Below are 18,266 nucleotides of genomic sequence, written 5' to 3'. Positions count from 1 at the left end.
TTCCGGACGAGGGACGCGCGCTGCGCCTTCCACTCCGTCAAACGAGTGAATCATGAACAGGTCACCGCCCGGCGGGGCGCGCGCCTGGCCCGGTCGCGCCCCGCACGCTTCCGCCCAGCTCACACCCCCGGCGCACGAACGCCTCGTGCAACTCCCCGGCCGCGAGCGGCACCGACTCGGCCCGGCGCCGCCGCAGTGTCAGCCGCACCCCGGTCGTGTCGCCCGCGAGCGTCCTGTGGGTGATCGTGCCCTGCCGCTCCAGGGGATCGCCGACGACGCTGAAGTCCGGCAGCACCGTCACCCCGAGCCCCTCGGCGACCATCAGCTTGCCCATCTCGGCGCCGTCCGTGGAGTAGGAGAACGACGGCAGGCGCCCGGCGAGGAGCCGGTGCACGAAACGGTGCATGACATAGCCGGAGCGCATCGCGATCAGCGGCTGGGTGAGCAGATCGTCCACCGAGACGGCGTCGAGCGCGGCCAGCGGGCTGTCGGGCCGCAGACACACCACGGGGCGCCCCCGCAGCAGCTCCGTGGAGTCGAGCCCCGCGGGCGGGTCGTCGCCGTCCAACTGGTTGACCAGGCCCAGATCGAAGCCGCCCTCCGCCAGCGCCCGGTCGATCTCCGCCTGCCGCGCCGCCACCACCTCGACCTGGGTGACCGGATGCGTGGCGCGGAACTCCCGCAGCACCGGGATCAGCAGCGGCACGGTCGCCGCGTTCACCGTGCCGACGCGCACCATGCGGCTGATGCGGTGCTGCTCGCCCGCCGCCGCCCGCAGCCGGTCCACCGCCTCCAGCACCTGGGAGATGTAGGGCAGCAGCTCCCTGCCCTCCGCGCTCATCGTCGCCCCCGAGCGCTTGCGCTCCAGCAGATCCACCCCCAGTTCCCGCTCCAGATTCCGTACCGTCTCGCTCAACGCGGGCTGCGAGAGCCGCAGTTCCTCGGCCGCCCGGCGCAGCGAGCCGAGCCGGGTCACGGCCGCTATGTATTCCAGCTGTTCGGTGCGCACCCCCGCAGAGTGCGGCCCTTTCACGAGCGGGTTCAAGGGTTTCCCTGTCACGCCTTCGTGAAATCCAATGGTCCGGGATACGAGACCGGTCGGGTTCTCCTTGACGGCTCTCGCCGACGGCTGCCACGATCGACGGCATGAAGATGCGACTGGACCTCACGCGGCGACGCCATGTCGACCTCGCGCGCGTCTCCAGCGCCTCCTGTCGCGCCGCGGCCTGATCCCCGCCTCGATCCGCCGCACCGCCTCCCACCTCCGACCGCACCGGTCACCCCTTTTCCGCGCCCGCCCGTGATGCGCCGCGCGTTCACGCCCGCCTGATGCGGTGCGGCCCGCGCACCACCGAGCCGCGGCCCGCCGGCACCGCCGAGGGCCCCGACCGGTTCCGGCGCGACGTCCCACCCGCACTCCGCACGACCCCGTCGCCCCCGCACGGCGCGCGGCCGGCCGCCGGGTCCTCGGCGCTCAACTGCCGCGGCCCCGCCGATACTTCCGACCGTTCCCACCCGGGGCGCCCGCCGGACGCGGACGCCCCACCTCCCCGAAAGAGGGCTCATGGCCACCGTCCTGTCCGTCTCCGGCAGCCCCTCCGCCTCCTCCCGCACCAACCGGCTGCTGCGCCACCTCGACCAGCGGCTCGCCGCCCAGGGCCACGAGGTGATACCCCTCGACGTCCGCACCATCCCCGCCGAGGCCCTGCTCGGCGCCGACTTCGCGCACCCCGCGATCGTCGAGGCCACCGAACTGTTCGCCCGCGCCGACGGCGTCGTCGTCGGCACGCCCGTCTACAAGGCCGCCTACTCCGGCGTCCTCAAGGCGCTCCTCGACCTGCTCCCGCAGTACGCCCTCACCGGCAAGACCGTGCTGCCGCTCGCCACCGGCGGCACCACCGCCCACGTCCTCGCCATCGACTACGCGCTGCGCCCGGTCCTCAACTCCATGGGCGCCGCGCACATCGTGCAGGGCTGGTTCACCCTCGACAAGGACATCACCGTGCACGAGGACGGCACCCTCTCCGTCGCGCCCCTCGCGACCGAGGCCCTCACCCAGGTCGTCGACCAGTTCTCCACCGCCCTCGGCCGCACCCCGCTGCTGGCCGCGGCGAGCTGACCGCCGTGTCCGCCCACGTCATCGCCGACGACGCCGAGGCGCTCGCCGTCGCCCGGTCCCTCGCCGACGGGTTCCGGGCCGGGGCAGGCGCCCGCGACAGCGAACGACGGCTGCCACGAGCCGAGTTGGAGCGGCTCTCGGCGTCCGGACTGCTCGCCGTCACGGTGCCCGCCGAGCACGGCGGCGCCGACGTCGACGCGACGACCCTCGCGGAGATCTTCCGGCTGCTGGCCTCCGCCGACGGCAGCCTCGCCCAGATCCCGCAGAGCCACTTCGTCTACGTCAACGTGATCCGCCGTCAGGGCACCGCGGAACAGCGGAAGTTCTTCTTCGCCGAACTGCTCGCCGGGCGCCGCTTCGGCAACGCCCAGTCCGAGGCGGGCACCCGGCACGTCCAGGACATCCGCACCCGGCTCACCCCACGCCCCGACGGCTCCTTCCTGCTCACCGGGGTGAAGCACTACTCCACCGGCGCCCTCTTCGCCGACTGGATCCCGGTGCTCGCCCGCGCCGACCACGACGACCTGCACGTCGCCTACGTGCCCCGGGACGCCCCAGGCGTCACCGTCGTCGACGACTGGGACGGCATGGGCCAGCGCACCACCGCGAGCGGCACCGTCCACCTCACCGACGTGCCGGTGCCCGCCGACCGGGTCCTGCCCCACCACCTCACCTTCCGCGGCCCGCAACTCCACGGCGCGGTGGCCCAGTTGCTGCACGCGGCCATCGACGTAGGGATCGCCGACGGCGCGCTCGCGGAGGCCGCCGAGTTCGTCAGGACGAAAAGCAGGCCCTGGTTCGAGAGCGGCGTCGACACCGCCGCCGAGGACCCGCTGGTGATCCAGCGGTTCGGTGAACTCGCCGTCGGCACATGGGCGTCGAGGGCCCTGCTGCGGGAGGCGGCACGGACCGTGGAGGAGGCACGCGCCGACCTCACCGACGACTCGGCCGCCGAGGCGTCCATCGCGGTCGCCGCCGCCAAGGCGCACGCGGCCCGTACCGCCGTCGAGGTCGCGGACGCCCTCTTCGAACTGGCCGGCACCCGCTCCGCCCTCAACTCCCTGAACCTGCACCGGCACTGGCGCGACGCCCGCACCCACACCCTGCACGACCCGGCCCGCTGGAAGATCCAGCACATCGGCCGCTACGTCCTCAGCGGCACCAGGCCACCCCGCCACGGCCTCCTCTAGCCGCACGCGACCCCGAGCGCCGCGGCCCGGTTCCCCACCCGATCGGAGACCCCACGTGTCCCTCACCTTCCACTGGTTCCTGCCCACCAACGGCGACAGCCGGCACGTCGTCGGCGGCGGCCACGGCACCCCGGCCACCGCCTCGGGACGGGACCGGCCGCCGACGGTCGCCTATCTGAGCCAGATCGCCCGCGCCGCCGAGGACCTGGGCTTCCTGGGCGCGCTCACCCCGACCGGCGCCTGGTGCGAGGACGCCTGGCTGACCACCGCCATGGTCAGCCAGAACAGCGAACGCCTCAAGTTCCTGGTCGCGTTCCGCCCCGGCTTCGTCTCCCCGACGCTCGCCGCGCAGATGGCCTCCACCTTCCAACGGCAGTCCGGCGGACGGCTGCTCCTCAACGTCGTCACCGGCGGCGAGAGCCACGAGCAGCGGGCGTACGGCGACTTCCTCGACAAGGACGACCGCTACCGCCGCACCGGCGAGTTCCTCGAAGTCGTCAAGGGGTTGTGGGAGGGCAAGACGGTGGATCTGCACGGCCGGCACCTCCAGGTGGCGGACGCGAAGCTGGCCCGGGTGCCCGACCCGGTGCCCGAGGTGTACTTCGGCGGGTCCTCGCCCATCGCCGGGGAGATCGCCGCCCGCCACTGCGACGTCTACCTCACCTGGGGCGAACCGCCCGCGCAGGTCGCCGAGAAGATCGCCAGGATCAGGGAGCTGGCCGCCGCACAGGGCCGCACCCTGCGGTTCGGCATCCGGCTGCACGTCATCACCCGCGACACCTCGGAACAGGCGTGGGCCGAGGCGGGCCGGCTCCTGGACGGCTTCGACCCGGAGACCGTCCGCTCCGTGCAGGCCGGGCTCGCCCGCAGCGAGTCCGAGGGGCAGCGCCGGATGCTCGCCCTGCACGGCGGCGGCCGGGACGGACTGGAGATCCACCCGAACCTCTGGGCCGGCATCGGCCTGGTGCGCGGCGGCGCGGGCACCGCCCTGGTCGGCAGCCACGACGAGGTCGTCGAACGGATCAAGGAGTACCACGCCCTGGGCATCGACGAGTTCGTGCTCTCCGGCTACCCGCACCTGGAGGAGGCGTACTGGTTCGGCGAGGGCGTCCTGCCCCGGCTCGCCGCCCAGGGCCTGTGGCGCCACCCGGCGAACCTGGCCGAAACCCCCGAGGCGCAGGTGCCGTTCGCGAGTTAGCCGAGTTAGCCGAGTCAGCCGAGTCAGCCGAGTCAGCCGAGTCAGCCGAGTCAGCCGAGTCAGCCGAGTCAGCCGAGTTGGCCGAGTCCGGCCAGGGCGTCGAGGTGGGCTCGGCGGGCGTCCGACGTCTGGCCCTGGATCAGCAGGAACATCCCCTCCCGGGACAGCCGTTGGGCCGGCTCGCGCAGATCCATCGCACGGCCGCCACGGGCCACGACCGCCGCCGTGGTGGCCGTCCGCAGCACGTCGTAGGCCCGCGTCCGGCACGCCAGCCGTTCGGCCACCCGCTCCAGCGGCTCGGGGTGTTCGGCGAGCGCGTACGCCGACTCCCGTACCGCGTCGAGCCGTTCACGCAGCGCGCGGGCCGTGTCCGGCTCCCGGGACTCCGCGACCAGCTCGACGGCGGCCCGCGCCACCCCGAACACGGCGGGCGAGGCGTTCGCGGCACGGGCCCGGTCGGTCGCCGCGAACACCTCGTGCGGGGTGCGCAGCAGCACCACCTCGTCGGGCAGCCACAGCCCGTCCAGGCCGAGCGACACGGTCCGCGCGGCGGTGAGCGCCGCCAGCCGCATCGGCGGCGAAGCACGCAGCCCCGGCTGCTCGCGCGCGTCGGCGAACGCGAACACCAGCTCGCCGGTGTCGGTCACCCCCGCGAGCAGCATCAGATCGTTCAGCCCCCAGCCGGTGAACCACGGCACGGTGCCGTCGAACCGCCACCCGTCCCCCTCCCGCGCCGCCCGCACCGGCCGCCGGGGGAAGGCACGGACATGCGCGTACGCGATCCCCGCGAGCGCCTCACCGGTCGCCAGCCGGCGCAGCAGCCGCTCCCGCACCGGCGCCGCCGACCGCGCGAGCATCCGCACCGGCGTGTGGTGCTGGGTCTGCACGAACCACGTCGAACAGCACGCGCCGGCGAGGATCTCCGCGACCTCCCGCGCCACCGCGTCGGGCGCCCCCGCGCCGCCGTACTCCACCGGCGCGCTCACCCCGAGCAGCCCCGCGTCCCGGATCGCGTCGAGGTGACCGGCCGGCACCCCCTCCACGTCGACACGGGCCGCGTCAGGGGCGAGCAGCCCGGCGGCCAGGGAACGGGCGGCGACGACGAGCGGATGGTCTTCGAAGGTCATGGGGAAGGATTCTCCCGGTCGGCGCGCGCGAGGTGTCGATCCGGGGCCGCGCCGTTCGTGTAGGAGGGGAGAACACACCGAGGCCCGAGGAGGCCGTCATGACGTACTACCTGCTCAGCGTGGTCCAGCCCGCCGACGGCGAACCGCCCGCGCCGGAGGCGCTCGCGCAGATCATGCGCGACGTCCGCGCCTTCGACGAGGAACTCCGCGCGGCGGGCGCCTGGGTGTTCGCCGGCGGCCTGCACGGCCCGGAGACCGCCACCCTGCTGCGTCCCGCCGACGGCGACGTCCTGATCAGCGACGGCCCGTACGCCGAGGGCAAGGAGTACCTGGGCGGACTCAGCCTGATCAAGGCTGGCGACCTGGACGAGGCCCTGGAGTGGGGCAGGAAGGCGGCCCTCGCCACCACGCTGCCGATCGAGGTCAGGCCGTTCGTGGACCAGCACTGACCATGCCGGACCCCATCGACGTCGAGGCCGTGTTCCGGGCGGAGTACGGCCGCGCGGTCGCCGTCCTGGTCCGCTTCCTCGGTGACATCGACCTCGCCGAGGAAGCCGTCCAGGACGCCTTCACCACCGCCGTCCGACGCTGGCCGCAGACCGGCGTGCCACCGAGCCCGGCCGGCTGGATCATCACCACCGCCCGCAACCGGGCGATCGACGGACTGCGCCGGGAGGCCGTCCGGGACGCCAGGCACGCCCAGGCCGCCCTGCTCGACACCCCCGGCCCACCGGCCGAGGAGGGTCCCGTGCGCGACGAGCGGCTCCGCCTGATCTTCACCTGCTGCCACCCCGCGCTCGCCCCGCGCGCCCAGGTCGCCCTGACGCTGCGGCTGCTCGGCGGGCTCACCACCGAGCAGATCGCCCGCGCCTTCCTGGTCCCCGAACCGACCATGGCCCAACGGCTGGTCCGCGCCAAGGCGAAGATCCGCGCCGCCCGCATCCCCTACCGCGTCCCGCGCGACGCCGACCTCCCCGACCGGCTCCGGGTCGTCCTCGCCGTGATCTACCTGATCTTCAACGAGGGGTACACGGGCAGCCCCGAGCTGTGCGCCGAGGCCGTCCGCCTGGCCCGACTGGTCATCGAACTGATGCCCGACGAACCCGAGGCCACCGGTCTGCTCGCGCTGCTGCTCCTGATCGACGCGCGCGCGAGCGCACGCCGGGGCGCGGACGGCGCGCTGGTGCCGCTGCCCGAGCAGGACCGCGCCCTCTGGGACCGCGCGCTGATCGCCGAGGGCCAGGACCTGGTCCGCCGCTGCCTGCGCCGCGACCGGCCGGGCCCGTACCAGATCCAGGCCGCCGTCCAGGCCGTCCACAGCGACGCGCGACGCGCCGAGGACACCGACTGGGGGCAGATCCTGCGGCTGTACGACCACCTCATGGCCGTCGCGCCCAGCCCGGTGGTGGCCCTGAACCAGGCGGTCGCCGTGGCGGAGACGCGGGGCCCGGAGGCGGCCCTCGCCCTGGTCGACGCGCTGGACCTGGACCGCTACCACGTCCTGCACGCGGTCCGCGCCGACCTGCTGCGCAGGCTGGGCCGCACCGGGGAGGCGGTACGGGCGTACACGGCGGCCCTCGCCCGCACCGAGAGCACGGCGGAGCGGGCCCTGCTGGAACGCAGGCGGGCGGAGCTGGCGGGGGAGGGGGAGGGTGAGTCGTGACAGGAGAGGGCGGGGCGTCACGCAGGGGGCCGGTGGGAGGGACGCGTCACGGGGAGACGCCGTCCGGCGGGGGAATTTATTTTGGTGTATGAAAGGTTGGCATATACACCTGATGGGGTGGGGTGCGGGACCGCCGCACGCCCGCCGACCATCGGGACACCGACCCACCGTCCATGAGCCGCAAGGCCGCACAGCAGCAGCGAGGCACCGTGAACCCCACCACCCCCGAGCAGCCCGCCGACATCGTGGCCCGGCTGCGCGCCACCTTCCGCACCGGCCGCACCAAGCCCGTCGAGTGGCGCACGGACCAGCTGCGCAGGCTGCGCGAGATGCTCACCGAGGACGGCGACGACCTGGCCGCCGCCCTCCACGCCGACCTCGGCAAGAGCACCACCGAGGCCCGGCGCACCGAGATCGACTTCACCGTCCGCGAGATCGACCACACCCTCGACCACCTCGCCGACTGGCTGCGCCCCGAGCCCGCGCCCGTCCCGGCCCACCTCGGCTCCGACGCCACCGCCTGGACGCAGTACGACCCGCTGGGCGTCGTCCTCGTCATCGCCCCCTGGAACTACCCCGTGCAACTGCTGCTCGCCCCGCTGGTCGGCGCGCTCGCCGCCGGGAACGCCGTGGTCGTCAAGCCGAGCGAGCTGGCACCCGCCACCTCGGCGGCGCTGGCCCGGCTGCTGCCCGCCTACCTCGACACCGACGCGTTCGCCGTCGTCGAGGGCGGCGTCCCGGAGACGACCGCGCTGCTGGCCGAGCGGTTCGACCACATCTTCTACACCGGCAACGGCGCCGTCGGCCGGATCGTGCTGCGGGCCGCGGCCGAACACCTCACCCCGGTCACCCTCGAACTCGGCGGCAAGTCACCGGCGTTCGTCGACGGCGACGCCGATGTCCAGCTGGTCGCCGACCGGTTGGCGCGCGGCAAGTTCCTGAACGCGGGACAGACCTGTGTGGCCCCCGACTACGTGCTGACCGACCCGGCGACCGCCGCCGCGCTCGAACCGGCCCTCGCCCGCTCCGTCGAGACGCTGTTCGGCGCCGACCCGAAGGCGTCAGGCGAGTACGGGCGGATCATCAACGAGCGCCATTTCGACCGGCTCTCGGGGCTGCTCGACTCCGGCCGGGTGGTCGTCGGTGGCGACACCGACCGGGCCGTGAAGTACATCGCGCCGACCGTGCTCGCCGACGTCGAGCCGTCGTCGCCCGTCATGGGGGAGGAGATCTTCGGTCCGATCCTGCCGATCGTCACGGTGCCCGGCCTCGACGACGCGATCGACTTCATCAACGACCGGGACAAGCCGCTCGCCCTGTACGTGTTCACGGAGTCCGAGGGGACGCGGGACCGGATCGCCGCCGAGACGTCGTCGGGCGGCCTCGGACACGGTCTGCCGCTCGCCCATCTCACCGTCTCCGACCTGCCGTTCGGCGGGGTGGGGGAGAGCGGCATGGGCAACTACCACGGCCGGTACTCCTTGGAGACGTTCAGCCACCGCAAGGCGGTCCTGCGCAAGCCGCTGAGCTGACCGGGCTGGCCGGGAGCTGACTGCCGGTCAGCGACCGTGACCGGTGCGGACGACGCCGGTCAGGGCCCCTCACGGCCCGGCACCGCGGCCGCACCTCGGTGAGGTGCGGCCGTTTTCCGTAAGGGAGTTGGGGGCCAGGGCGCGGGCTGGAAGCGGATCAGCGGGGCGCCCGCACCGCCCGCGCTCACCTGCGCGGGCCGCGCGCCGCGGGCTCGGCGCCGCGCACGCCGTGTGCGCCCGCGCTCACGTGCCGCGCGGGACGCGCCCGCACGGGCGGGCGGTGCCCACCGTCAGGAACGCTGGGCTGCCGGGACCGGGGCACGGAACCGTTCGAAGGCGGCCCGCAGCTGACGGGCCTGGTTGTCCGCGCCGAGGGCGTTCGGGTGGACGAAGGTGCACGTCGCGCCGGTGCCGGGGAGCAGGGCGCACAGGCGCGCGGGCGGGTCCGTCTGGTCGCCGTCGCCGGTGAGGTCGTCGCGGACCCCGTACATCCACTTCTGCCCCGCGCCCGCGCACAGTCCGTGAGCCCTGCTGGGCCCGTAGGTGTCGACGTAGGTCGCGCCGTGGGCGGCGGCCTGCTCGGCGATCAGGCTGTTGAGCCGCCGCTCCAGCCCGTCGAGCCAGGGCATGTCGCCCTTGGCGACGGTGCCCAGCTGGCGCCAGACGCCCCAGTGGCAACCGGAGTTGGTGGGGACGATCGCCGGGTAGCCGACCAGTGCGACCCGGGCGTGCGGGGCGCGCTCGCGGATCCGGGTCATCATCCGCCCGAACTCGCCGTCCAGTTGCGCGAACCTTCCGGCCAGCCAGTCGCGGCCCTCGCCGCTGGTGTAGTGCTTGGTGCAGGGGGTGCCGAGGCCGAGGGTGGTCAGACCGCGTTTGAGGCACTGGGTCACGATCTCGCCGAAGCCGAGGGAGTTGCCGCCGATGCCGACGCTCACGTAGTCGGTGTCGGCGCGCAGGCGCTCGATCTGCGCGGGCCTGGCCGGCCAGCCGCCCGCGGTCGGCGCGGAGGGCGGACCGAGGACCTTCGAGGACGGCTGCGGGCCCAGCACACCGTCCTGCACCTCGGCCGCGCCACAGGTGACGTCCACCAGGCGCAGCCCCAGCTCCTCGGCGACCTGGTGCGGGTAGTTCCGGTAGGAGCGGCCGCAGCCGTCGGTGGGATTCCACGGGCGGACAAAGACATTGGCGCTGTACGAGTCGCCCAGAGCGACATACCTCGGCGGCCCGGCCGCGGCGGACGGCGCCGCCGAGACCGGGGTGAACACCGACAGCACGGCGGCGAGTGCCGTGGCGGTGGCGAACACCGCGCGGACAGCGGCTGGCAGACGGGATCTGGACATGCGATCGCCCTTCGGCTCCGTACCGGGGAACGTCCCATTCGGCACGGTCACCAAAGGTATTCACGCGATGACACCGCGTGGAAGATCCTCCGGGTCGATCACCCCCAACGTGTGCGCGCCACCCCCAGGTAGGTGAACGGCTTTGCGATTAAAGGCTGTTCGTACGGGCACGGGCCTGCGCGGTGATGGGGGCGGGGGCGCGCGGGCAGGTGTGGCGGTGGGAGCCGGGGGCGGGCGGACGGGTGCGGCGGTGGAGGCGGGGGACGCGCGGGCAGGCGTGGCGGTGAGAACGGGGGACGGGCGGACGGGTGCGGCGGTGAACGCGGGGGGCGGGGGCGGACGGGTGCAGCGGTGAACGGGGGAAGTCATGGGCAGGCGCGGTGGCGAGCGAGGGAGGCTACGGACGGGCGTCGCGCCCACTCCGCGGCGGCGGGCGCGGCGGACCGACCGACCAGCGTCGCGCCCACTCCGCGGCGGCGGACGCGGCGGACCGACCGACAAGCGTCGCGCCCACCCCGCGGCGGCGGACGCGGGGCACCCACCGACCAGCGTCGCGCCCACCCCGCGCGGCCAACCGCCGCTCCCTGTCAACAGCCGCGCGCAGCCAACCGCCCCCGCCCGACAACCGCCCCTGCCCGGCGCGGCCTTCGAGGCGAACCGCCCCTATCCGGTGCGCGACGCCGTCGCGGCATTCACCCCCCAGGTGCGCACAACATCCCCTAGAACGGCTGCCGTTGACGGGAATCGCGCGTGCGACCTGCTCGCCTGGCGTGCGATTCATCGGAGTTCTTCATGTGCCCGGCCGAACCGGTGACGGCCGTGGGGGAGTCGTGGTGTCATGCCCCTGACTTTCAGTCGCGGGTGCCGTCACGGCGCCCGTCCGGAAGGAAGGCAGACCCATGCGCACCCCCCACGCCCTGCTCGCGACGGCCGCCGCGCTCGCGGCCACCGTCATGGCCCCCACCGGCACGGCGCCCACGGCGCACGCCGCCGCCGCGGTACCCGCACCCGGCGCCTACTACGTCCAGAGCGCGACGACCGGCCTCAACGCGGCCGACGACGCGGGAGCGGTCGAGCAGCACAGACCCAAGGGCAACGAGGACCGCCAGCAGTGGACGCTGAGGGCGAGCGGGGCCTCCTACGTCCTGGAGAGCGCGGACGCGGTGGGCAACTGTCTCGGCCGCTCCGGGACCGCCGCCAGGACCGTCGGCTGCGCGAGCCCCGACGCCCTCTGGGACATCGCACCCTCCGGCGCCGACCAGTACACCCTCAAGACCCCGGGCGCGGAAGGGTACTTGACCGTCGCCGCCAAGCCGGCCGGTGCCAACTACCCCGACCAGCTCGCCGTCGGCCCCGCCGGAACCCTCGCCACCTGGTACCTCACCCCCGTCGCACCCGCGACCCGCCCGATGCCGCCCGCCGACCAGCGCACCCTCGACCAGGTCACCTTCCTCACCGCCCACAACGCCTACGCCAACGGCGTCGACGGCGGCTTCGCACCCCCCTTCGTGAACCTCTTCCCCAACCAGGCGCGCGGCATCGACCGCCAACTCGCCGACGGGGTACGCGGGTTCATGCTGGACATCCACCAGACCCCGGACGGCGCCATCCTCTGCCACAACAGCTGCACGCTGGTCAGCAGGCCCGTCGCGCTCTGGGTCGACCTCCAGCGCATCGTCGACTTCCTCAAGGCGCACCCCGACCAGATCGCCACCGTCTTCCTGGAGGACTACGTCGACCCCGGGGTACTGCGCGGCGAACTCGCCCGCGTGGCCGGTCTGTCCGACGTCCTCTACCGCCCCGACAGGACCGGCGTCCGCCAGAACGGCTGGCCCAGGACCGCCGACATGGTCGCCGCGGGACAGCGGCTGCTGATCTTCACCGACCACAGCCGCTCCGCCGACGAGTCCGCCGGACTCACCCGGGACAGCTTCGGCGTGATGTACCAGCGCGAGTGGACCGTGGAGAACTACTGGTCCATGGGCTCGGGCGCCTCCTCGTCCGACTGGTCCTGCTACAGCCGCTGGTACGACGCCAACAGCAACATTCCGCTGACCCGCACCGAGGGCGCCTTCCGCCCGCTGTTCGTGATGAACCACTTCCGCGACACCACCGTCACCGCCACGGCCACCACGGACAACACCAAACTCGCCGACCGGGCCCGGCGGTTCTGCCAGCCGGCCGCCCGCGCGAAGCCCACCTTCCTCGCCGTCGACCGCTACGACCTCGGCGACATCGCGTCCGCCGTCGCCTCCCTCAACTCCTACGTCTACCCGTGAACCGCCCCTGACCTGACCCGGGCGTGTGCGAGACTCCGCCGATGACCTCACGGACCATCACCGCGGACGCCGCCGGCAGGTGGGAACTGGCCGGCCTGACCGTCAACCGCATGGGCTTCGGCGCGATGCGGCTGACGGGCAGCGCCGCCTTCCATCTCGGCACCCCGAGCGACCGGGACCGCTCCCTCGCCGTGCTGCGCGAGGCCGTCGCGCGGGGCGTCGACCACATCGACACGGCCGCCTTCTACTTCTCCCGGCTGCGCTCCGCCAACGAACTCATCAACCGCGCCCTCGCCCCCTACCGAGACGACCTCCTCATCGCCACCAAGGTCGGCCCCTACCGCGACCAGCGGGGCGAGTGGGGCACGGCGGCCCGGCCCGACGAACTGCGCGGCCATGTCGAGGAGAACCTGCGCCAGCTCGGCCGGGACCATCTCGACCTGGTCTATCTGCGCCGGATGCGCCAGGACTCGATCGCCGAGCACTTCGGCGCCCTCGCCGCACTCCGCGACGCGGGCCTGATCCGGCACCTCGGCGTCTCCCAGATCGAGCCCAGGCACCTCGCCGAGGCGCAGGCCATCGCGCCGGTCGTCGCGGTGCAGAACCGCTACGGCCTCGACCCCGCGGGCTCCGACCAGGCCGCGTCCGACGCGGACGCGATCCTGCGGCTCTGCGGTGAACAGGGCATCGCGTTCGTCCCGTACTACGCGGTCGCCGGCCGGCACGGCGAAAGGGCCGTCACCGGCCCCGACCACGACGAGGTCCTGGCCGTCGCCCGCGCCCACGGCGCCACGCCCGCCCAGGTCCGCATCGCCTGGGTCCTGAGCCGGGGCCCGCACGTCCTGGCCATCCCCGGCACCGGCAACCCCGACCACCTCGCGGAGAACGTGGCGGCGGGCGCGCTGCGCCTGACGGACGACGACCTGAAGCGCCTCGACGCGCTGCGCGCGGGCCCGGCTCCGGTGAACCCCGAGGGGTGAATTCCGACGAGTGAATTCCGAGGAGCGGGTCCCGCGGGGTGAATCCCGAGGAGTGAGCACAGGCCCCGACCGGTCCCGCCCCAGCTGCTCGACCAGTCGGGGCCGCTGACTGGCGTCCGTGAAGTTTTACGTATAACCTCACCCGTCAATCACTCCGATCGAGAGGCCGAGATGAGCCGTATCGCCCTGGTCACCCTCGTCGTCGACGACTACGACGAGGCGATCCGCTTCTACGTCGACGCCCTCGGGTTCCGGCTCGTCGAGGACGCCCCGCGCCCGGACGGCACCCGCTGGGTCGTCGTCGCGCCAGGACCGGACGGCACCGGCACCGGAATGCTGCTGGCCCGCACGAAGAACGAGGCGCAGCGCGGCCGGATCGGTGACCAGACCGGCGGGCGGGTCGGCTTCTTCCTGCACACCGAGGACTTCGCCCGCGACCACGCCCGCATGCTCGCCGCGGGCGTGAGATTCCTCGAGGAGCCCAGGCACGAGCCCTACGGTTCCGTCGCCGTCTTCCAGGACCTGTACGGAAACCGCTGGGACCTGCTCGAGCCCGCCCGACCGTGACCCCCGCGCCACTCCACAGGACAGAGAAAGAACGCACATGACCGCGCCGCTCACCGACACCGCCCTGCGCCGCCTGCCCAAGGCCGTCCTGCACGACCACCTCGACGGCGGACTGCGCCCCGCCACCGTCGTCGAACTCTCGGCCCAGATCGGCCACCAGTTGCCCACCACCGACCCCGACGAGCTGGCCGCCTGGTACGTCGCGGCCGCCGACTCCGGCGACCTGGTCCGCTACATAGCCACCTTCGAGCACACCCTGGCCGTGATGCAGACCCGCGAGGGCCTGCTGCGCACCGCCGAGGAGTACGTCCTCGACCTGGCCGCCGACGGTGTCGTCTACGCCGAGGTCCGCTACGCCCCCGAGCTGATGCTGAGCGGCGGACTGGGCCTCGCGGAGGTCGTCGAGACCGTCCAGGAGGGGCTGGCGGCGGGCATGGCCAAGGCCGCGGCGGCCGGCACCCCGGTGCGGGTCGGCACCCTGCTCTGCGGCATGCGCATGTTCGACCGGGTGCGGGAGGCCGCCGACCTCGCCGTGGCGTTCCGGGACGCCGGGGTCGTCGGCTTCGACATCGCGGGCGCCGAGGACGGCTTCCCGCCCGCCGACCACCTCGACGCCTTCCGGCACCTGCGCGCCGAGAGCGTGCCGTTCACCATCCACGCGGGTGAGGCGCACGGCCTGCCCAGCATCCACCAGGCGCTCCAGGTGTGCGGCGCCCAGCGGATCGGCCACGGCGTGCGGATCACCGAGGACATCGTCGACGGCAAGCTCGGCCGGCTCGCCGGCTGGGTCCGCGACCGCCGGATCGCCCTGGAGATGTGCCCCACCTCCAACCTCCAGACCGGCGCCGCCACCTCCATCGCCGAGCACCCCATCACCGCGCTCAAGGACCTCGGCTTCCGGGTCACCCTCAACACCGACAACCGGCTGGTGTCCGGCACCACGATGACCCGCGAGATGGCCCTGCTGGTCGAGCACGCCGGATGGACGGCGCGGGACCTGCGCACGGTCACGGTGAACGCCCTCAAGAGCGCCTTCCTGCCCTACGACGAGCGCACGGCCCTCATCGAGGACGTCGTCCTGCCCGGCTACGCCGAGCTGGTCTGAAGGAGCCCGCGCAGGTAGGCGGCCTGTCCGACGTGCTGGAGGTCGTCGGACAGGACGCTCACCAGCCGCACCCCCACGGTGACCGGAGGGTCCCAGCGCTCGTCCACGACCCGGTCGAGGTCCTTCGCCGTCATCCCCCGCAGCGCCCCGAGGGTCTGCTCGTGGACGGCGTCGTAGTAGCCGGTCAGCAGCTTCCCCGAGTCGACGCGCACCTTGGCGACCCGGGCCGCGCTGTGCCCGTACCCGGTGTCCAAGGGGGGCAGGTCGAGGCCGAACCGCTTCTGCCAGCCCCCCGTCGGCCACACCTGGTCGAGGCCGAAGGCGTCGGCCACATGGTCGTCCTGGACCCGGGTCAGATGCCAGACCAGCCATGCGACGGAGTTGGCGTCGTGGTCGGGCCGGGCGTTGAGGGCGTCCGTGCCGAGGCTCTCGACGGTCGCGTGCACCTCGTCGCGGATCCGGTCGAAGCCGTCGATGAGAATGTCCCGTGCGTGCATACCGTCCACCATCGCTCATGGCGGCCGTTCACGCGTCCGGAATCCGGTTCCTGCGGAGGCCGAGCGGCCTCCGTCCCGGCAGGTGCACCCGGGCCACCGGCTCGCCGGTGAAGTCCTGGTCGGCCAGGATCAGCGGGTCGGCGGCGCCCCGGTCCGGATCATGGGCGTACGCAGGCGCGTACCCGTCGTCCTCGGCCGCCGCGCGGGCGCCCGGGTCGCGCGGCACGAACACCGCCTCGCCCACCGCGTAGCCGTACCGGTGCCGCCTGGCCACCAGCGACCCGTTCGCCTGCGGGAACTCTTGGGGCCTGTCGTCCAGCGTCCGCTGCCGCACCCGGCCGTGGCGCGGATCACCGTCATCCGTTGCGAAGTCGTGCGTCATCGGCGCGCCCCGCACCGGAATCCGCCCGGTGACCGGCAGGCCGCAGGCGGTCAGTTCCGCCGTCACCGGCGCGAACGCCCCCTCCAGAACCGATGGTGACGGTCCGTTGCTAGGAGCGGGACCCCTCCCGCGGTGGTGCCAGGTCGCCTTCTTCGGGTCTGTCGAGGAGCGTCATCAGCGCGCGGGCCGCGGGGCTGGTGGCCGTCTCCGGGGGCAGCAGGGCGACCGTCTCGTACACGACGTCGTCGGTGTCCTCCAGGTCGAGCGCGGTGAGCGCGGGCCGCTTCTCGCGGAAGTGGCTCGGCACGACCGCTATGCCGAGGTTCTCGTCGACCAGGTCGAGGAGACTGTGCACGTCGTTCACCTCGAGGGCCACCGTGCGCGGCACCCCCGCGGCGGCGAACGCCGCGTCGGTGGTGCGGCGCGGACCCCAGTCCGGGTGGAAGTCCACGAACACCTCGCCGCCCAGCTCACCGGGCGCCAGTGGCGAACCCGCCCCGGCGAGCCGGTGCCGGGGATGACACAGGACGGTCATCGGCTCACCCGTCAGCGACACCGACCGCAGCTGGTCCGTGTCGTCCTGCGTCCGGTAGGCGAACGCCAGGTCGAGGCGCCCGGCCGCGACCTCCTCCGCCAGCGCCCCCGAACCCGCCTGCCGCAGCCTGATCTCCACGTCGGGGTGGCGCCGTCTGAACGTCGCGAGCAGGCCCGCCACGTCCACCCCCGCGATGCACTGCTCGGTGCCCAGCGCCAGCGTCCCGCGCAGCACGCCCTGCACCGCCGCCACCGCCTCCTGCGCCGACCGCACCTGCGCGAGGATCCGCTCGGCCTCGCCCAGCAGCGCCCGCCCCGCCTCGGTCAGCGTCACCCGGCGGGTGGTCCGCACGAACAGCGGCGCCCGCAGCTCACGCTCCAGGGCCCGGATCGAGGCCGAGAGACCCGACTGGGACACCATCAACCGCTCCGCGGCCCGGGTGAAGTGCTGGTCCTCGGCGACCGCGACGAAGTGGTGGAGATGGCGCAGTTCCATGATTGAGAAGCCTAACCGCTGAGTTCCATCGGATTCTCCTGTTGGACCACTGCACCGAGGTCACGACAGAGTTGGCCACGCACGAGAAGAAACGCACGAGTGGATACGGTTCCCCCGACCGTCCCGCCTGCGCCAACCCCTCTGGAGTCGCGTTGTACACCGCACACCCCGACCGCTACGCGGACATGCCCTACCGGCGCGCCGGCCGCAGCGGGCTCAAGCTCCCCGCGCTCTCGCTCGGCCTGTGGCACAACTTCGGACCCGACCGCCCCGTCGACACCCAGCGGGCCATCCTGCGCCGCGCCTTCGACCTCGGCGTCACCCACTTCGACCTCGCCAACAACTACGGCCCGCCGCCCGGCGCCGCCGAGTCCGCGCTCGGCGAGGCCCTCAAGGCCGACTTCGCCGGCTACCGCGACGAACTGGTCATCTCCACCAAGGCCGGCTACCTGATGTGGCCGGGGCCGTACGGCGAGTGGGGCTCCCGCAAGTACCTGCTGTCCTCGCTCGACCAGAGCCTGACCCGCATGGGCCTGGAGTACGTCGACATCTTCTACTCGCACCGCCCCGACCCGGAGACTCCCCTCGAGGAGACGATGGGCGCCCTGCACTCTGCGGTCCAGCAGGGCAAGGCGCTCTACGTCGGCATCTCCAACTACAGCGCCGAGCAGACCCGCGAGGCCGCCCGCATCCTCGGCGAGCTGGGCACCCCGCTGCTGATCCACCAGCCGCGCTACTCGATGCTCGACCGCCGCCCCGAGGACGAGGGCCTGCTCGACGCCCTGGACGAGCTGCGGGTCGGCTCCATCGTCTTCTCCCCGCTGGAGCAGGGCCTGCTCAGCTCCCGCTACCTCGACGGCATCCCGGAGGGCTCGCGGGCGGCGAGCGACAGCCCGTTCCTGAACTCGGACGCGGTCACCGAGGACCTGGTCGGCCGGCTGCGCGCCCTCGACGAGATCGCCACGGCGCGCGGCCAGTCCCTGGCGCAGCTGGCGCTCGCCTGGGTGCTGCGCGGCGGCCGGGTCACCTCCGCCCTGGTCGGCGCGAGCAGCGCGCGGCAGATCGAGGACAGCGTCGCGGCCACCCGCAACCTGGACTTCGACGACGAGGAACTGGCGCGCATCGACGCCATCGTCAAGCAGTAGCGGCACCCGGACCGGGACATGCCGACGGCCCGGAGGCGCACCACCGCCTCCGGGCCGTCGGCATGTCCCCACCGCCCGATCCGTCCGCCCCGTCCATCAGGTTTCGGCC

At 73.4% G+C, this 18,266-nt stretch carries 18 protein-coding genes; 12 read left to right on the top strand and 6 right to left on the bottom strand.

Annotated elements, in window-relative coordinates; translation table 11 throughout:
• Positions 1-61: 61 nt before the first annotated feature.
• Positions 62-1,009, bottom strand: a complete 948-nt coding sequence (locus tag DDJ31_RS02535) for a LysR family transcriptional regulator (protein ID WP_171480762.1) — start codon at positions 1,007-1,009, stop codon at positions 62-64.
• 137 nt (positions 1,010-1,146) lie between these two features.
• Between DDJ31_RS02535 and DDJ31_RS39815 the strand changes: the two genes are divergently transcribed.
• The 4 genes from DDJ31_RS39815 to DDJ31_RS02520 all read left to right on the top strand — a co-directional run bounded on the left by DDJ31_RS39815 (position 1,147) and on the right by DDJ31_RS02520 (position 4,507).
• Positions 1,147-1,230 carry a putative leader peptide gene (locus tag DDJ31_RS39815; protein WP_350284076.1) on the top strand — a complete coding sequence of 28 codons (84 nt, stop codon included), beginning with the start codon at positions 1,147-1,149 and terminating at the stop codon, positions 1,228-1,230.
• 334 nt (positions 1,231-1,564) lie between these two features.
• On the top strand, positions 1,565-2,119 hold the full coding sequence (gene ssuE / locus DDJ31_RS02530; protein WP_127181936.1) for an NADPH-dependent FMN reductase: 555 nt from the start codon (positions 1,565-1,567) through the stop codon (positions 2,117-2,119).
• A 5-nt stretch (positions 2,120-2,124) separates the two neighbouring features.
• Positions 2,125-3,309: an SfnB family sulfur acquisition oxidoreductase gene (locus tag DDJ31_RS02525; RefSeq protein WP_127181937.1), complete on the top strand. Its 1,185-nt coding sequence runs from the start codon at positions 2,125-2,127 to the stop codon at positions 3,307-3,309.
• Positions 3,310-3,364: 55 nt separating this feature from the next.
• Positions 3,365-4,507 carry an LLM class flavin-dependent oxidoreductase gene (locus DDJ31_RS02520; protein ID WP_127181938.1) on the top strand — a complete coding sequence of 381 codons (1,143 nt, stop codon included), beginning with the start codon at positions 3,365-3,367 and terminating at the stop codon, positions 4,505-4,507.
• 68 nt (positions 4,508-4,575) lie between these two features.
• Here the strand turns inward: DDJ31_RS02520 and DDJ31_RS02515 are convergent, their stop codons facing one another.
• Positions 4,576-5,634, bottom strand: a complete 1,059-nt coding sequence (locus DDJ31_RS02515; RefSeq protein WP_127181939.1) for an acyl-CoA dehydrogenase family protein — start codon at positions 5,632-5,634, stop codon at positions 4,576-4,578.
• A 98-nt stretch (positions 5,635-5,732) separates the two neighbouring features.
• On the opposite strand from DDJ31_RS02515, the gene DDJ31_RS02510 reads away from it, so the two are divergent.
• From DDJ31_RS02510 to DDJ31_RS02500, 3 genes are all read left to right on the top strand, one after another.
• Positions 5,733-6,083, top strand: coding sequence for a YciI family protein (locus tag DDJ31_RS02510; protein WP_127181940.1), 351 nt, complete (start codon positions 5,733-5,735; stop codon positions 6,081-6,083).
• A 2-nt stretch (positions 6,084-6,085) separates the two neighbouring features.
• Positions 6,086-7,297, top strand: coding sequence for an RNA polymerase sigma factor (locus tag DDJ31_RS02505; RefSeq protein ID WP_127181941.1), 1,212 nt, complete (start codon positions 6,086-6,088; stop codon positions 7,295-7,297).
• A gap of 173 nt (positions 7,298-7,470) precedes the next feature.
• Complete coding sequence (locus DDJ31_RS02500) at positions 7,471-8,829, top strand: aldehyde dehydrogenase family protein (protein WP_127181942.1); 1,359 nt, start codon at positions 7,471-7,473, stop codon at positions 8,827-8,829.
• 290 nt (positions 8,830-9,119) lie between these two features.
• Here DDJ31_RS02500 and DDJ31_RS02495 read toward each other — a convergent pair whose 3' ends face one another.
• Positions 9,120-10,172: an SGNH/GDSL hydrolase family protein gene (locus DDJ31_RS02495; protein WP_127181943.1), complete on the bottom strand. Its 1,053-nt coding sequence runs from the start codon at positions 10,170-10,172 to the stop codon at positions 9,120-9,122.
• A gap of 899 nt (positions 10,173-11,071) precedes the next feature.
• Here DDJ31_RS02495 and DDJ31_RS02490 point away from each other — a divergent pair.
• From DDJ31_RS02490 to DDJ31_RS02475, 4 genes are all read left to right on the top strand, one after another.
• Positions 11,072-12,451 (top strand): PI-PLC domain-containing protein, encoded by a 1,380-nt coding sequence (locus tag DDJ31_RS02490; protein ID WP_127181944.1) that lies wholly within the window; start codon positions 11,072-11,074, stop codon positions 12,449-12,451.
• A 41-nt stretch (positions 12,452-12,492) separates the two neighbouring features.
• Positions 12,493-13,431 (top strand): aldo/keto reductase, encoded by a 939-nt coding sequence (locus DDJ31_RS02485; protein ID WP_164785061.1) that lies wholly within the window; start codon positions 12,493-12,495, stop codon positions 13,429-13,431.
• Positions 13,432-13,602: 171 nt separating this feature from the next.
• Positions 13,603-13,998 carry a VOC family protein gene (locus DDJ31_RS02480; RefSeq protein WP_127181946.1) on the top strand — a complete coding sequence of 132 codons (396 nt, stop codon included), beginning with the start codon at positions 13,603-13,605 and terminating at the stop codon, positions 13,996-13,998.
• A gap of 37 nt (positions 13,999-14,035) precedes the next feature.
• Positions 14,036-15,103, top strand: coding sequence for an adenosine deaminase (locus tag DDJ31_RS02475; RefSeq protein WP_127181947.1), 1,068 nt, complete (start codon positions 14,036-14,038; stop codon positions 15,101-15,103).
• Here the strand turns inward: DDJ31_RS02475 and DDJ31_RS02470 are convergent.
• The 3 genes from DDJ31_RS02470 to DDJ31_RS02460 are packed head-to-tail and all read right to left on the bottom strand — an operon-like array spanning position 15,085 to position 17,012.
• A complete protein-coding gene (locus tag DDJ31_RS02470) occupies positions 15,085-15,600 on the bottom strand; it encodes a mycothiol transferase (RefSeq protein WP_127181948.1) in 516 nt (171 codons plus the stop codon). The two genes, DDJ31_RS02475 and DDJ31_RS02470, sit on opposite strands and share 19 nt — an antisense overlap.
• A gap of 28 nt (positions 15,601-15,628) precedes the next feature.
• Positions 15,629-16,048 carry a carotenoid oxygenase family protein gene (locus DDJ31_RS02465; RefSeq protein WP_346656298.1) on the bottom strand — a complete coding sequence of 140 codons (420 nt, stop codon included), beginning with the start codon at positions 16,046-16,048 and terminating at the stop codon, positions 15,629-15,631.
• A 43-nt stretch (positions 16,049-16,091) separates the two neighbouring features.
• Positions 16,092-17,012 (bottom strand): LysR substrate-binding domain-containing protein, encoded by a 921-nt coding sequence (locus tag DDJ31_RS02460; RefSeq protein WP_127181949.1) that lies wholly within the window; start codon positions 17,010-17,012, stop codon positions 16,092-16,094.
• Positions 17,013-17,164: 152 nt separating this feature from the next.
• Here DDJ31_RS02460 and mgrA point away from each other — a divergent pair, with 152 nt between their 5' ends.
• Positions 17,165-18,157, top strand: coding sequence for an L-glyceraldehyde 3-phosphate reductase (mgrA, locus tag DDJ31_RS02455; RefSeq protein ID WP_127181950.1), 993 nt, complete (start codon positions 17,165-17,167; stop codon positions 18,155-18,157).
• Positions 18,158-18,266 lie beyond the last annotated feature (109 nt).

The organism is Streptomyces griseoviridis (assembly GCF_005222485.1).
Classification (GTDB): domain Bacteria; phylum Actinomycetota; class Actinomycetes; order Streptomycetales; family Streptomycetaceae; genus Streptomyces; species Streptomyces hintoniae.
Note: the sequence above shows the minus strand (reverse complement) of the source record. Positions and strands in the feature narration are given on the sequence as shown.

Excerpts from the sequence above, each read along its gene's own strand:
- DDJ31_RS02485 (WP_164785061.1), top strand. The coding sequence starts at position 12,493 with ATGACCTCACGGACCATCACCGCGGACGCCGCCGGCAGGTGGGAACTG.
- DDJ31_RS02480 (WP_127181946.1), top strand. The coding sequence starts at position 13,603 with ATGAGCCGTATCGCCCTGGTCACCCTCGTCGTCGACGACTACGACGAG.
- DDJ31_RS02475 (WP_127181947.1), top strand. The coding sequence starts at position 14,036 with ATGACCGCGCCGCTCACCGACACCGCCCTGCGCCGCCTGCCCAAGGCC.
- DDJ31_RS02505 (WP_127181941.1), top strand. The coding sequence starts at position 6,086 with ATGCCGGACCCCATCGACGTCGAGGCCGTGTTCCGGGCGGAGTACGGC.
- DDJ31_RS02510 (WP_127181940.1), top strand. The coding sequence starts at position 5,733 with ATGACGTACTACCTGCTCAGCGTGGTCCAGCCCGCCGACGGCGAACCG.
- DDJ31_RS02500 (WP_127181942.1), top strand. The coding sequence starts at position 7,471 with ATGAGCCGCAAGGCCGCACAGCAGCAGCGAGGCACCGTGAACCCCACC.
- DDJ31_RS02515 (WP_127181939.1), bottom strand. The coding sequence starts at position 5,634 with ATGACCTTCGAAGACCATCCGCTCGTCGTCGCCGCCCGTTCCCTGGCC.
- DDJ31_RS02460 (WP_127181949.1), bottom strand. The coding sequence starts at position 17,012 with ATGGAACTGCGCCATCTCCACCACTTCGTCGCGGTCGCCGAGGACCAG.
- ssuE (WP_127181936.1), top strand. The coding sequence starts at position 1,565 with ATGGCCACCGTCCTGTCCGTCTCCGGCAGCCCCTCCGCCTCCTCCCGC.
- DDJ31_RS02490 (WP_127181944.1), top strand. The coding sequence starts at position 11,072 with ATGCGCACCCCCCACGCCCTGCTCGCGACGGCCGCCGCGCTCGCGGCC.
- DDJ31_RS02470 (WP_127181948.1), bottom strand. The coding sequence starts at position 15,600 with ATGCACGCACGGGACATTCTCATCGACGGCTTCGACCGGATCCGCGAC.
- DDJ31_RS39815 (WP_350284076.1), top strand. The coding sequence starts at position 1,147 with ATGAAGATGCGACTGGACCTCACGCGGCGACGCCATGTCGACCTCGCG.
- DDJ31_RS02495 (WP_127181943.1), bottom strand. The coding sequence starts at position 10,172 with ATGTCCAGATCCCGTCTGCCAGCCGCTGTCCGCGCGGTGTTCGCCACC.